Raw genomic sequence first — 13,937 nt, forward strand, 5'->3', positions numbered from 1 at the left:
TTCCTCGGTGTCGGTCGGCTGTGCGGGGCCGGGGCGCGCGGGCAGGCCCCTGCGCCCACGGTCGAGCCCGCGCTGAAATGCCCCGAAGACGGCACGCCGTCCGTCCCTTCCTCGGTGTCGGTCGGCTGTGCGGGGCCGGGGCGCGCGGGCAGGCCCCTGCGCCCACGGTCGAGCCCGCGCTGAAATGCCCCGAAGACGGCACGCATCTCCTCGGGGGTGACGTCGCGCTCCGGCTTCCCTTCAGGGGGCGGCCCGTCGTCCCGCACGGCGGCCGGGAGCGGGGCCTGACGGACGCGGGTGGGGAGGGCGGGCGTCGCGGAGGCCGGGCTGCCGTGCTCGGAGGCGCCGCGCACATCGCTTCGCGACGGCCGGCGCCGCACGGGCAGCACCCGAACCGACCCGTCCCCGGCCCTCTCGACCCGCCCCGGCTCGGCTCCCGGCCCCGCCGGGACCACCCAGCGGGACCGCCCCGGCTCGGCCTCCACCTCCGCCAGCACCCCCTCCGGCAGCAGCACCACCGCGGTCGTCCCGCCGTACGGCGAACCGCACATCGTGACCCGGATGCCGTGGCGGGCGGCGAGGCGGCCGACCACGTAGAGGCCGAGTCGGTCGTGGCGGGTCGGGTCGAAGTCGTCGGGGGCCGAGAGCGTGCGGTGGGCCTCGTCGAGCCGGTCGGCGTCGAGACCGAGGCCGCGGTCGTCGATCTCCAGGACGAAGCCGCCGCGAGCCCGGCCGGTGCGCAGGGTCACCCTGGTGTGGGGCGGCGAGAACGAGGTGGCGTTCTCCAGGAGTTCGGCGACCAGGTGGACGACGTCCGCGACGGCGTCCGCCGCGATGCCCAACCGTTCCATCGGCGGCACTTCCACGCGCGCGTAGTCCTCGATCTCGCCCACCGCCGAGGAGACGACGTCGGCGATCGGAACCGGTCGCCGCCATCTGCGGCCGGGCGCCGCGCCGGACAGGATGATCAGGCTCTCCGCATGGCGCCGCATCCGGGTGGTGAGGTGGTCGACGCGGAAGAGCTGCCGCAGTACGTCGGGGTCGTCCGTGCGCCGCTCCAGCCGGTCGACGAGCTTCAGCTGACGGTGCACGAGCGCCTGGTTGCGGCGGGCGATGTTGAGGAGGACCGCGAACAGCCCGCGGCGCAGGGTGGCCTGCTTGACGGCGGCCTCGACGGCCGCGAGCCGGGCGATGTTGAAGGACCGGCCGACGTCCCCGATCTCGTCGGTGCCCGCCTCTCCGTCGGCCAGAGGCGGCGCCTCGGCGACCGCGTCCACCTCCTCGCCCGCACTCAACCGCGCCATGACGTCAGGAAGTTGACGCGTGGTGAGCAGGTCCGCGGCATCGCGCAGCATCTCCAGGCGGCGCGAGATGCGACGGGCGCCGCGCACCGCGAACCACAGGGACACACCCACGGCGACGAGTCCGAGCACGCCCACCACGGCGGCGTTGCCGAGCTCCCGGTAGGCGAACTCCCGCCCGCGCTCGGCGGAGTTCTTCGCCGAGCGCGTGCTCAGCAGCATGTACCGCTTGACGGCCCGGTCGGTCGTCGCGCGCCAGGAGTCCGCCGCGACCGCCACGCCCGCCCGGCCGGCTCCCGCCCGCAGCAGGGCGTCCTCACCGCGCTCCAACTCCCGGTGGAGCGCACCGCGCTGGAACTCCTCGAACAGCGACCGCGAGTCCGCGGGCAGGTCGGGCACGTAGGTCCGCTCGAAGACCCTTCGGTCCTCGATCGCGGCGGTGAGCGTGTCGTACTGGCCGTCGGTGAGGGCGCCGGCGGCCCGCGCCCCGGCGACCAGCGCGTCCTCGCGGGACACGAACTCCCGTACCCGCACCAGCTCGATGACGACCTGGGCCTCGCGCGCCAGCTGACCGGCCTGCAGTGCGGTGAGCGTCGACTGGACGTCGAAGCCCGGCTCCACGAGGGCGCCGTACTCGGTCACCGCCCGGTCCCAGGAGATGTCCCGGGACAGCACGCGATCGCGCAGCCCCTCCAGCCCGTCGACGGTGTCGAGCATGGCGTCGAGGGCCTGTCGCTGCCGGTCGGAGAGCCGGTCGCGGTCCCCTTCCCGGATCGCGTCGCGCATGGCGCTCACGGCACGGTCGGTGCGGCGCTGCTGCTCCATCAGGTCCGAGACGGCCGTGCCGTGACCGGCCCCCAAGTACGCGGCCGCGAGCCGCCGTTCGATCTGGATCTGCCCGACCGCCGTGTCGACGGGGGTGCCGAAGTCCTCGTACACCCCCTGGAGCCGTACGAGCGCGCGCAGGTCGCCCGTGACGGACACCATGGCGAAGCTCCACAGCGCCATCAGGGCGATCGCCGGAGCGAGCGCGAGCGCCACGATCCGCGCGCGGACCGTGGTGGGGCGGCGGATGGGCCTGCGCATGGTCTCCCCGGGGCGACGGGACGATCGGAGGGCGTGGCGAGAATTCGGTTACCGATCGGTGTTACCCACCGGTAGTGAACGCCGGACAACCTACGGGATGCCCCACCGGGACCGCAATGGCCGCCCGGCCGCGAGCAGCAGCGCCGTCATCAGATACGGCACCGCGAACATGGCGAAGGCGGTGCCGTGCCCGGTCCTCGTGCCGATCGCCGCGTACCCGGCGTACACGACGACGGTGGCCAGTTCTGTGCCCAGGCCCGCCACCGAGGTCAGGGTCGCCCGGCCGGTGGCGTCGATCCGCCGCTGGAGCCGGGCGTCGGCCAGCACTTCGGCCAGCTGGAAACCGCCGAAGGCGGCGGCGACGAGAGCGATGCCCGCCACGGTCCCCGCGGCGGCGCCCGCGGCCAGGGCGAGCGCGGCGGCCGTGAGCAGGCCGGCGAGTCCGGCCGTGCCCAGGCGTTCGGCCGGACCCGCCAGCAGGCTTCCGGCCGTGGCGCCCGCCCAGATCAGCAGGAGCAGGCAGGGGATGGTCCCGTCGGCCACGCCGGTGCCGCGCACCAGCAGCGGTGTGTACTCGTCGAGCGCGCCCCATACGGCGGTGACGGCCGGGACCAGCAGGAGCGCCCCGCGCACGGACCGGTCACGGCGGGCTTCGGAGAGGCCGGCCCGCAGGGTCGTCGCCCATCCGCCGCCGCCTGCCGCATCACCCCGGTCCTCGGGGAACCGGGTCGCCGTCGCCGCGGCCAGCAGACAGGCGAGCACGCTCGCCGCCCCCACGGCCTGGTAGCCGCCCCATGCGAACACGGGGCCGGCCAGCCCGGTCGCCGCCATCACGGCCACCATTCCCGCCGCCCGCGCCCTGCCCATGACAGACGCGTACCGGCCGGCCGCACCGAGCCGGTCCAGTTCGTCGTAGACCAGGGCCTCCAGTGCCCCGGAGCCGAGGGCTCCCCCGGCACCCCACAGCACGAAGCCGAGCGCGAACGTCCAGTACGAAGGGACGAGCACCCACAGGGCGAAGCCGACGGCGGTGAGCAGCGGGCCCAGCCACAGCAGCAGCCGACGGGAGACGGCGTCGGCCCAGGCGCCGGAGGGGACCTCCAGCACTACACCGGTGATCGACCAGAGGGCGAAGAGGGACGAGATCTGCCAGACGGACAGACCGGTGTCGCTGAAGAGCAGCGCGTACACCGGGTAGAGCAGGACGAAGTCTTCGAAGAACGCGTAGCCGTACAGCGTGGCAGCGAGTCGCCGGACGCCGGTGGCGGGCACACGCGCAGGTGAGAGTGTCATGAGGCCTTCCCGCAGGGACGGATCGGATGCCGGGGATACGGCGTCCGAGGCGGCCCTCGGGAGGCACGGCTGGTGGATCAATGTCGCCAGGTCATGTGACCGATGGTAGGCGCAACCCGTCGCACCTGGCAGTCGATTATGTGGGCGACCCCGACGAGAAGCGGCGCAGCAGCGGCGACAGCACGAGGACGGACTTGGTCCGCTCCACGAACGGTTCTCCCGCGATCCGCTCCAGCACGCGCTCGAAGTGCCGCATGTCGGAGGCGAAGACCTGCACGATCGCGTCCGCCTCGCCGGTCACGGTGGAGGCGGCCACGACCTCCTGATAGCGCTCCAGGCCCCGCTGGATGGTCTCCGGCGAGGTGTGGCGCCTGCAGTAGATCTCGACGAACCCCTCGGTCTCCCAGCCGAGTGCCGCCGGGTCCACCCGGACGGTGAAACCGGTGATGGCGCCGGTGGCGCGCAGCCGGTCCACGCGCCGCTTCACGGCGGGCGCGGACAGGCCGACCATTTGCCCGATGTCCGCGTAGGAGCGGCGGGCGTCCTCGGCGAGGGCGTGCACGATGCGTTCGTCGAGATCGTTCAGCACTGGGGGTCGTTCACTTCACTTCGGACGGAGCGAGACGGGAACGGCGATAGCCGTACACGAAGTAGAACACGAGCCCCGCGGCCATCCAGACTCCGAAGACAACCCAGGTGACGGCCGACAGGCTGCCCATCATCCACACACAGAAGGCGAGGCCCAGGGCCGGCAGGACCGGCGACAGCGGAACGCGGAAGGTGCGGGGCATGTCCGGACGGGTCCGGCGCAGCACCACGACGGCGATGTTGACCAGCCCGAAGGCGAAGAGGGTGCCGATGCTGGTCGCGTCGGCCAGCTGACCCAGCGGGATGGCCGCGGCCAGAACTCCGCAGAAGAGGGACACGATCACGGTGTTGGCGCGGGGCGTGCCCGTCTTCGGGTTGACCCTGGCGAAGACCTTGGGCGCGAGCCCGTCGCGGGACATCGCGAAGAGGATGCGGGTCTGGCCGTACAGCACCGTCAGGACGACGCTGGCGATGGCGATGACGGCGCAGGCGGCCAGCAGGGTTCCCCAGAAGGTCTGCCCGGTGACCTCGCGCATGATCTGGGCGAGCGCGGCCTCGGAGTCGCCGAACCGCTTCCAGGGCTTGGCGCCGACGGCGACGGCGGCGACCAGGACGTACAGGGCCGTCACGATGACGAGCGAGAGCATGATCGCGCGGGGCAGGTCGCGCTGCGCGTTCTTGGCCTCCTCGCCGGCGGTGGAGGCGGCGTCGAAGCCGATGTACGAGAAGAAGAGCGTCGCGCCCGCGGCGCTGACACCGGCCATGCCGAGCGGCATGAAGTGCTCGTAGTTGCCGGAGCTGAACCCCCGGATGCCGATCGCGCAGAAGAGCACCAGCGCGGCGATCTTCACGGCCACCATGATCGTGTTGGCGCGGGCGGACTCGCTGGCGCCGCCGAGCAGGAAGGCCATCGCCAGGAGTACGACGATCAGTGCGGGCAGGTTGAAGAGGCCGCCGTCTCCGGGCGGGGCGGACAGCGCGTCCGGGATGGTCACGCCGATGGTCCCGTCCAGCAGCTCGTTGAGGTACTCCCCCCAGCCGACGGCCACCGCGGCGACCGAGACGCCGTACTCCAGGACCAGACACCAGCCGCAGATCCAGGCGATGAGTTCGCCCATCGTTGCGTACGCATACGAGTACGAGGACCCGGCGACCGGAATGGTGCCCGCGAGCTCGGCGTAGGACAGGGCCGAGAAGAGGGCTGTCAGACCGGCGATCACGAAGGAGAGCGTGACGGCCGGACCGGCCTTCGGGACGGCCTCGCCGAGGACCACGAAGATGCCGGTCCCGAGGGTGGCACCGATGCTGATCATGGTCAGCTGCCACAGTCCGAGGGAGCGGCGCAGGCTTCCTCCTTCGCCCTGGCCTCCTTCTGCGACAAGGCTTTCCACGGGCTTGCGCCGCATGAGACGCGCACCGAGTCCCGCGGACGGTGGGTCCGTCTGGGTGCTGTCGTGCGGGGGTGCGCCTTGGTCGAGCACGGGCTGACTCCTTCGTCGCTGCCTCTCAGGGCGGCGGGGACCGGCGGCACCCCTGCGAGCAGGGACCCACCGAGCGGGGTCCCCGCCACGCCACGTACAGCGCATGACCCTATGAGCCAGGGCATCACGGTCGTAATGCAGCAACCTTGCGCATCTCCGCAAGATCCTTGCGTTCATCGCATCGGGGCGGGCGTTCGTTGCACGGCTGCTGCCGACCGTTACGCACGCGGCCCGTCAGCCCTCCTCGGGTCCCTGCGACGGCCCTCGCCTCGGCCGCGCGGACGGTGAGCTGACGTGCGTACTCGGCCTTGCGGGCAGGACCGCACGAAGCGCGAGGAGTTCCCGCAACCCGGCCAGGCCGAGGGTCCCTTCGTCCTGCGTCATGGCTGCGTGACGTCAAGAGAGCCTGACGGCAGTTCCTTCGTGAGAAAGGTGCACGGGTCGACGCACTCGCGGGTCGTGCCGTCGTGATCCTCGTACGCGTAGCGGTCGAGGTACCGGGTCAGGGGCCGGTACCCGAGTCGTGCGTACAGCGCGGCGGCTCGCGGATTGTCCGCCGCGACGCCGAGACCGATGACCGCGCGGCCGCGTTCCCCGGCCAGTTCCTCGGCCCTGCGGATCAGCGCGCTGCCGATGCCACGCGAGCGCAGTGCCTCGGGCCATACGGCCAGTGCGTTGATCTCCGGGCAGCCCTCGAGCGTGACCTCGGGAGCCGCGCACCCGTCCCACCGCACCTCCGCGTGCCCCACCGGCCGGCGGTCCAGCCACGCGACGAGATATGTGCTGTGGCCCGCCTTCTGCCGCACGAAGCGGCGGGCGTGAAAGGACGTGGCCCCGGGCGAGCCGATGTACCGGTCGAGCAGTTCGACGTCGGCAGCCCGACAGACGGTGATCTCCATGCGCCCGACGGTAGAGCCCCGGCACGCGTACGGCCCCCGATCTTCCCGGGCGGTGGGACACCGGGGGCCCTGTGAAAGGGAGTTGCGTCAGCTCCAGCTGGCGTGCAGCGGCTTGCCCTCCGCATAACCGGCCGCGCTCTGGATGCCGACGACGGCCTTCTGCGCGAACTCCTCCAGGGAGCCCGCACCGGCGTAGGTGCAGGAGGAGCGGACGCCCGCGATGATCGAGTCGATCAGGTCCTCGACGCCCGGACGGGCCGGGTCGAGGAACATGCGGGACGTGGAGATCCCCTCCTCGAACAGCGCCTTGCGGGCACGGTCGTACGCCGACTCGTCCGACGTACGGTTGCGCACGGCACGCGCGGACGCCATGCCGAACGACTCCTTGTAGGGGCGGCCGCTCGCGTCGTGCTGAAGGTCGCCCGGGGACTCGTAGGTCCCCGAGAACCACGACCCGATCATCACGTTGGACGCACCGGCCGCCAGCGCCATGGCGACATCGCGCGGGTGGCGGACCCCGCCGTCGGCCCACACGTGCTTGCCGTACTTCTTCGCCTCGGCAGCGCACTCCAGGACGGCGGAGAACTGCGGCCGGCCTACGCCGGTCATCATCCGGGTGGTGCACATGGCCCCCGGTCCCACACCGACCTTGACGATGTCGGCACCGGCCTCGACGAGGTCCCTGACCCCCTCCGCGGCGACGATGTTGCCCGCGACGATCGGCACCCGCGGGCCGAGCGCGCGCACCACCTTGATGGCGCCGATCATCGACTCCTGGTGGCCGTGGGCCGTGTCGATGACCAGCGTGTCCACGCCCGCGTCGAGCAGCTGCTTGGCCTTGCCCGAGACATCGCCGTTGATACCGACGGCGGCGGCGATGCGCAGCCCGCCCCGCGCGTCGGTGGCCGGCGTGTAGAGCGTGGCGCGCAGGGCGCCCTTGCGGGTGAGGATGCCGGCGAGGCGGCCGTCCTTGTCGACGGCGGGGGCGTAACGGCGGTTGGCCCCGTCGAGCCGGTTGAAGGCATCGCGCGGATCGATGTCCGCGTCGAGCAGCAACAGGTCCCTGGACATGACGACTTCGAGCTGGGTGAAGCGGTCGACACCGGTCAGGTCCTGGTCGGTGACGACGCCGACGGGCCGCTGTTCCTCGTCGACGACCACACCGGCGTTGTGCGCGCGCTTGGGCAGCAGGGCCAGTGCGTCGGCGACGGTCTGGTGGGGGGCCAGCACGATCGGGGTGTCCAGGACGTGGTGGCGGCTCTTGACCCAGGACACGACCTCGGTGACGACGTCGATCGGAATGTCCTGCGGGATGACCACGAGGCCGCCGCGGCGGGCCACGGTCTCGGCCATGCGGCGGCCGGCGATGGCGGTCATGTTGGCGACGACCAGCGGGATCGTGGTGCCCGTGCCGTCCGGGGAGCTGAGGTCCACGCCCTGCCGGGAGCCGACCGCGGAGCGGCTCGGCACCATGAACACGTCGTCGTACGTCAGGTCGTACGCGGGCTGGATGTCATTGAGGAAACGCACGTGCTGCACATCCCAGTCGATCAGAGGTGGCCCCCGGACAGGTCAGCCAGGGGGAAGAGCACGTACTTCATTGTCCCATGTCAGCCGGTATGCGATGCCCGGGCAGATCGTCCAGGCCGGTCAGCGGCCTGCTAGGAGGAACCTCCAAAGGCGGGCACCAGGCGGGCCCGGTGGCCATCGGGCCGGATCGGGCCGCGGCGGCGTGCCGCCACGGCCCTCCCCCCTCACGACTCGCGTCAGAGGCCGTCCGGGTCCGCCCGGTTGAGGGCGGGCTTCGGCGGCGGGCCGGCCGTCATCAGAGAGTCCGCGGCCGACGTGTCCGTCACCAGGCTGGTGACGAGCCCGGACCGCAGCACCGCGTCGATCGCGGCCGCCTTGCGCTGCCCGCCCGCGATCGCGACGACCTCGGGGACACGGCGGAGCTGGTCGGCCTTGACGGTGATGCACCGCTCGCCCAGGTCCCGGCCGACCCGGCGGCCCTCGGCGTCGAAGAGGTGCGCGGACGTCTCGGCGGCGACGCCCAGCGAGGCGTAGTGCGCCCGCTCCTCGTCGCTGAGCATGTCGTGCACCGTCGAGATGCCCGGCTCCCAGGAGCCGATGGAGACACAGGCGACCGTGACCTTGTCGAAGTACTCGAAGGCCCGGGCGATCCCCGTCTGGTTGCGCAGCGCCGCCGCGGTGGCCGCGTCCGGCAGCAGCATCGGCGCGTAGATGGGATGGGCGTCGCCGCCCGACACCTGCGCGGCGCGCCGCACCGCCTCCACCGAGCCGCGTTCGGCGGTCCCGGCGTCGTACACACCCGTCAACTGCACCACGGTGCACGGCGGCAGCCGGTCGAGGGCGGCCGCCATGTTGATGGTGGACCGGCCCCAGGCCAGGCCCAGGACGTCTCCCTCGTTCACCAGCTCGCCGAGCAGGTCGGCGGCCACTTCCCCCAGGTTCTCGGGTTCGGGCGACTCCTCGGCATCCGCCGGGGACTCGACCACGACGGCGTGCCTGAGGCCGTACCGGGCGCGCAGCGCATCCGAGCGCTCGGCGTCCAGCTCGGCCGGGACACGGATCTCGATGCGCACGAGATCCCGTTCGAGGGCGGTCTCCAGGACCCGGGCCACCTTGAAGCGGCTCACGCCGAACTCCTCGGCAATCTGGATCTTGGACTTGCCCTCGAGGTAGAAGCGGCGGGCCATGGCCGCCGCCTGCACCAGCTCAGCGGGTCCCATCCGCATGGCTGACCGGCCCGCCGACATACCCGACACGGCCATCTCCTCACTGCTGTTCACACTCTGGATTCGCCGTTCATCCTTGCAGATCCGGCGGACTTGATCAGCCCTGATGGGAGCCGTTCACGTTCCTGTGGCTCAGTGGTCGCACGCCCAGGACGCTTTGGCGGTGGTCGCCTCGGCTTGGGTGCGCAGTGCACGTACCGCCTCGGCCGGGTCCGACGCCCCGTACACCGCCGACCCCGCGACGAAGACGTCGGCGCCCGCGTCCGCGCAGCGCTCGATGGTGGCGGCCGACACTCCGCCGTCGACCTGGAGCCACAGTTCGAGACCGTGCTTGCTGATCAACTCGCGGGTGCGGCGAATCTTCGGGAGCATGATGTCGAGGAACGCCTGCCCCCCGAAGCCCGGCTCGACCGTCATGATCAGCAGCATGTCGAGCTCGGGGAGCAGATCCTCGTACGGCTCGACGGGCGTCGCGGGCTTCAGTGCCATGGAGGCACGGGCACCCTTTGCCCGGATCTCCCGGGCGAGCCGGACCGGAGCGGCGGCCGCCTCGACGTGGAAGGTGACGGAACCGGCCCCCGCCTCGACATACTGGGGCGCCCACCGATCGGGGGCCTCGATCATCAGATGGCAGTCCAGCGGAGTGTCCGTCGCACGGGCCAGGGACTCTACGACCGGCACACCGAGCGTGAGGTTCGGGACGAAATGGTTGTCCATGACGTCGACATGGAGCCAGTCGGCTCCTTCGACCGCCTTCGCCTCGTCCGCGAGGCGGGCGAAGTCGGCGGACAGGATGCTGGGGTTGATCTGCGCGGCCATGACCCAAGCCTGCCATGTCCGGGCACATTTGTTCGCGCCGGTCCGTACCTAGGACCTTCGCCGGATGTCGCGACCGTGCCCGGCGTGCCATGCTTGGCCGCCGACCGGCTCCAGATACGGCTGCGGGGGTGGCCATGACGGACGGGATAGACCACGGGCGCCATGTGCGCCAGGGACTCATCGGATTCATCACCGGGCATCGCAGCAAGTGGCTGATCGTCGCCCTCTGGCTGATCGTGCTCGTGGTCGCGGCACCACTGGCGCAGAAGCTCACCGACGCCCAGGACAACGACGCGGCCTCCTGGCTGCCGGGCTCCGCGGAGTCCACCCAGGTCCTGAACACGGCCGACGGGTTCAGGCCGGAACAGATCCCGGCCGTCGTCGTCTACGCGCGCGAGGGCGGGCTCACCGCCCAGGACAGGCAGACGATCGCCGAGGACGTCGACCAGATCAAGCAGTTGACCGACCACGGCATCCGCGGCACCGAGACCCGCGGCCCCGTCTACAACGCCACGGCGTCGCCCGAGGCCGCGCAGATCTATGTGCCGATCACCATGGACGAGAAGGGCTGGGAGCGGATCGGGCCCGCCGTCGACTCGATCCGTGACCGGACCGGCGAGAGCCGCGACGGGTTCGCCGTCCACATCACCGGGCCCGGCGGCACGTCCGCCGACTTCTCCGAGGCATTCGAGGGCATCGACTCCACCCTGCTGTTCTCGGCGATGACCGTCGTGATCGTGATGCTGCTGATCACCTACCGCAGTCCGACGCTCCTCCTCGTGCCGCTGCTCGGGGTGGTCGTCTCGCTGTTCACGGCGCAGGCGCTGATCTATCTGCTCGCCGAGCACGCCGGCCTGACGGTCAACGGCCAGAGCGCGGGCATCCTCACGGTCCTGGTCTTCGGCGCGGGCACCGACTACGCCCTCCTGCTCGTCGCCCGCTACCGCGAGGAACTGCGCCGCCACGAGGACCGCCACGAGGCGATGGCCCTTGCCCTGCACCGCGCGGGCCCGGCCGTCCTGGCGTCCGGCGCGACGGTGGTCCTGAGCATGCTGGTGCTGCTGGCCGCCGAGATGAACTCGACGCGGGGCCTCGGGCCGGTGGCCGCGATCGGCGTGGCCGTCGCGCTGCTGGCCATGCTCACGCTCTTCCCGGCCCTGCTGCTGGTCTTCGGCCGCTGGATCTTCTGGCCGGCCATCCCGCACCTCGGCACCCCGGACCCGACCGAGCGGGGCCTGTGGGCCCGCATGGGCCGCCGTTTCGCGCTCCGCCCGCGCGTCGTCTGGGGCGCCACGGCGCTGGCCCTGGCCGTTCTCTCCCTCGGCCTGCTCCAGCTGCGCGCCGAGGGCATCAGCAACGCGGACGCCTTCACCGGCAAACCGGACTCGATCACCGGCCAGGAGGTGTCCGAACGCTACTTCCCGGCGGGCAGCGGCGACCCCTTGGTCATCGTCTCCAACCAGGCGCAGGGCGTGCAGGTCGGCCGGGTCGTCGCGTCGACCGAGGGAGTCGTGCCCACCAGCCTCAACGTCCCGCCGGGTACGAAACCCACGCACGACGGCAAGGTGCTGTTCGAGGCGACCATGACCGATCCGGCCGACAGCGAGGCCGCGAAGCAGACGGTGGAGCGCGTCCGGGACGCCGTGCACGACGTGCCCGGCGCCGACGCCCAGGTGGGCGGCGGCACCGCGGCCCTGCTCGACATGGACGCGGCGACGACGCACGACAACGTCGTGATCATCCCGGCGGTGCTCGCGGTCGTCCTGCTGATCCTTTGCGTGCTGCTGCGCGCCCTGGTGGCACCGCTGCTGCTGATCGGCACGGTCGTGCTGTCCTTCGCCGCCGCGCTGGGCGCGAGCGCCCTGGCCTTCCGGCACATCTTCGACTACGCGGGCGAGACGACGGACTTCCCGTTGTTCGTCTTCGTCTTCCTGGTGGCGCTCGGCATCGACTACAACATCTTCCTGACCACCCGCATCCGTGAGGAGGCCGCCCGCCAGGGCACCCGCCCGGGCGTGGTGACGGGCCTGGCGGCCACCGGCGCGGTCATCACATCCGCCGGCCTGGTCCTGGCCGGCACCTTCGCCGCGCTCGGCACGCTCCCGATGGTCGGCTTCGCGGAGATCGGCTTCGCGGTTGCCTTCGGCGTGCTGCTGGACACCTTCGTCGTACGTTCGGTGCTGGTCACGGCGCTGTTCCTGGACGCGGGCCCGAAGGTGTGGTGGCCGCACCGACTGGCCCGGGAGGACGGCGGGGCCGCCGCCGTCACCCGGCCCGGGACACGCGTCAGCCAGTCCTCCGAATGAGCGCCAGGTACATGGCGTCGGTCCCGTGCAGATGCGGCCACAGCTGTACGTCGGGACCGTCGCCCAGGGCCGGTACGCCGGGCAGGAAGGGCCGGGCGTCGACGAGTTCGGCCGCGGGGTACTGCTTGAGCACGTCGTCGACGACGGCCCGGGTCTCGGCGAGGTGCGGCGAGCAGGTGGCGTAGCCGACGATCCCGCCGACCCGGACGGAGTCGAGGGCCGTACGCAACAGGCCACGCTGCAGCGGCGCGAACGCCTCCAGGTCGCCGGGGCGGCGCCGCCAGCGCGCCTCCGGGCGCCGCCGCAGTGCGCCGAGCCCGGTGCACGGCACGTCCATCAGCACCCGGTCGAAGGAGCCCGGCCTCCATGGCGGCCGGGTCCCGTCGGCGGCGATGACCTGATACGGCCCGAGGTTGCCGTGCAGGGCCCTCGCCACCAGTCCCGCCCGGTGCGGCTGCTTCTCGGAGGCGAGCAGCACGGCCCCGCGCTCGGCGGCGAGCGCCGCGAGCAGCGCGGCCTTGCCGCCGGGCCCGGCACAGCCGTCGAGCCACCTCTCGTCCGGGCCGTCGACGGGCGCGCCCGCGAGGGCCAGCGCGACAAGCTGGCTGCCCTCGTCCTGTACGCCCGCGCGCCCTTCCCGCACGGCCTCCACGGCGCCCGGTTCGCCGCCTTCACTCAGCCGCACGGCATACGGCGACCAGCGCCCCGGCACCGCGGCCTCCTCGCCGAGCAGCTCCTCGGTCGTGGCCCGGCCGGGCCGGGCCACCAGGGTCACCTCGGGCCGCTCGTTGTCGGCCTCCAGAAGATCCTCGATCCCGGCTCGCCCGCCGCCGAGCGAGTCCCACAGCGCGGAGACGATCCACCGGGGGTGCGAGTGCACTACGGCGAGATGGTCCTCGGGGTCCTCGTCGTACGGCGGGGCGACCCGCTCCAGCCACCCGTCGAGATCGTCCTGGGCGACCTTGCGGAGCACGGCGTTGACGAACTTGGCCCGTCCGTCCCCGAGCACGACCCGGGCGAGCTCGACAGAGGCCGAGACCGCGGCATGCGTGGGAATCCGCGTCCCGAGCAGCTGGTGCACGCCGAGGCTCAGCACATCGAGCACGGGCGGGTCGACATCCTTCAGCGGCCGGTCGACGCATTCGGCGATGACGGCGTCGTACGTGCCCTGGCGGCGCAGCGTCCCGTACACCAGCTCGGTCGCGAGCGCGGCGTCCCGCCCGTCGAAGTCTCCGCCCTCGCGCGCCTTGCGCAGCAGCGGCGGCAGAACCAGGTTGGCGTACGCGTCCCGCTCGTCCACGGCCCGCAGGGCCTCGAAGGCGATGACGCGGACGGGGTCCTTCTTGGGCCGGCGGTAGGGCTTGCCGGGCTTGCGGGGAGGACGGGGCTGGTCACTCACAGAAAAGGT

At 72.1% G+C, this 13,937-nt stretch carries 10 protein-coding genes; 1 reads left to right on the forward strand and 9 read right to left on the reverse strand.

The genetic code is table 11. The annotated features are described in order from the left end of the window. The 8 genes from ACZ562_RS10015 to rpe all read right to left on the reverse strand — a co-directional run. Positions 1-2,387, reverse strand: a 2,387-nt coding sequence (locus tag ACZ562_RS10015) for a sensor histidine kinase (protein ID WP_471175825.1), incomplete at its 3' end; no start/stop codon positions are given. A gap of 90 nt (positions 2,388-2,477) precedes the next feature. Continuing rightward, on the reverse strand, positions 2,478-3,680 hold the full coding sequence (locus ACZ562_RS10020) for an MFS transporter (RefSeq protein WP_471175827.1): 1,203 nt from the start codon (positions 3,678-3,680) through the stop codon (positions 2,478-2,480). Between the two features lie 136 nt (positions 3,681-3,816). Further along, a complete protein-coding gene (locus tag ACZ562_RS10025; RefSeq protein WP_471175830.1) occupies positions 3,817-4,269 on the reverse strand; it encodes an Lrp/AsnC family transcriptional regulator in 453 nt (150 codons plus the stop codon). Positions 4,270-4,279: 10 nt separating this feature from the next. Then, positions 4,280-5,749: an amino acid permease gene (locus ACZ562_RS10030; RefSeq protein ID WP_471175832.1), complete on the reverse strand. Its 1,470-nt coding sequence runs from the start codon at positions 5,747-5,749 to the stop codon at positions 4,280-4,282. Positions 5,750-6,129: 380 nt separating this feature from the next. Next, positions 6,130-6,648, reverse strand: coding sequence for a GNAT family N-acetyltransferase (locus ACZ562_RS10035; protein ID WP_471175834.1), 519 nt, complete (start codon positions 6,646-6,648; stop codon positions 6,130-6,132). An 87-nt stretch (positions 6,649-6,735) separates the two neighbouring features. Next, positions 6,736-8,178: a GuaB1 family IMP dehydrogenase-related protein gene (locus ACZ562_RS10040; RefSeq protein WP_471175835.1), complete on the reverse strand. Its 1,443-nt coding sequence runs from the start codon at positions 8,176-8,178 to the stop codon at positions 6,736-6,738. A gap of 236 nt (positions 8,179-8,414) precedes the next feature. After that, positions 8,415-9,458 carry a sugar-binding transcriptional regulator gene (locus ACZ562_RS10045; RefSeq protein WP_471175837.1) on the reverse strand — a complete coding sequence of 348 codons (1,044 nt, stop codon included), beginning with the start codon at positions 9,456-9,458 and terminating at the stop codon, positions 8,415-8,417. A gap of 78 nt (positions 9,459-9,536) precedes the next feature. Then, on the reverse strand, positions 9,537-10,223 hold the full coding sequence (gene rpe, locus ACZ562_RS10050) for a ribulose-phosphate 3-epimerase (RefSeq protein WP_471175840.1): 687 nt from the start codon (positions 10,221-10,223) through the stop codon (positions 9,537-9,539). A gap of 134 nt (positions 10,224-10,357) precedes the next feature. On the opposite strand from rpe, the gene ACZ562_RS10055 reads away from it, so the two are divergent. Next, positions 10,358-12,529: an MMPL family transporter gene (locus ACZ562_RS10055; protein WP_471175843.1), complete on the forward strand. Its 2,172-nt coding sequence runs from the start codon at positions 10,358-10,360 to the stop codon at positions 12,527-12,529. On the opposite strand, the gene ACZ562_RS10060 is transcribed toward ACZ562_RS10055, so the two are convergent. Further along, on the reverse strand, positions 12,510-13,928 hold the full coding sequence (locus tag ACZ562_RS10060; RefSeq protein WP_471175846.1) for an RsmB/NOP family class I SAM-dependent RNA methyltransferase: 1,419 nt from the start codon (positions 13,926-13,928) through the stop codon (positions 12,510-12,512). The genes ACZ562_RS10055 and ACZ562_RS10060 overlap by 20 nt on opposite strands. Positions 13,929-13,937: the final 9 nt, after the last annotated feature.

It is taken from the genome of Streptomyces sp. NPDC040410, assembly GCF_055595715.1.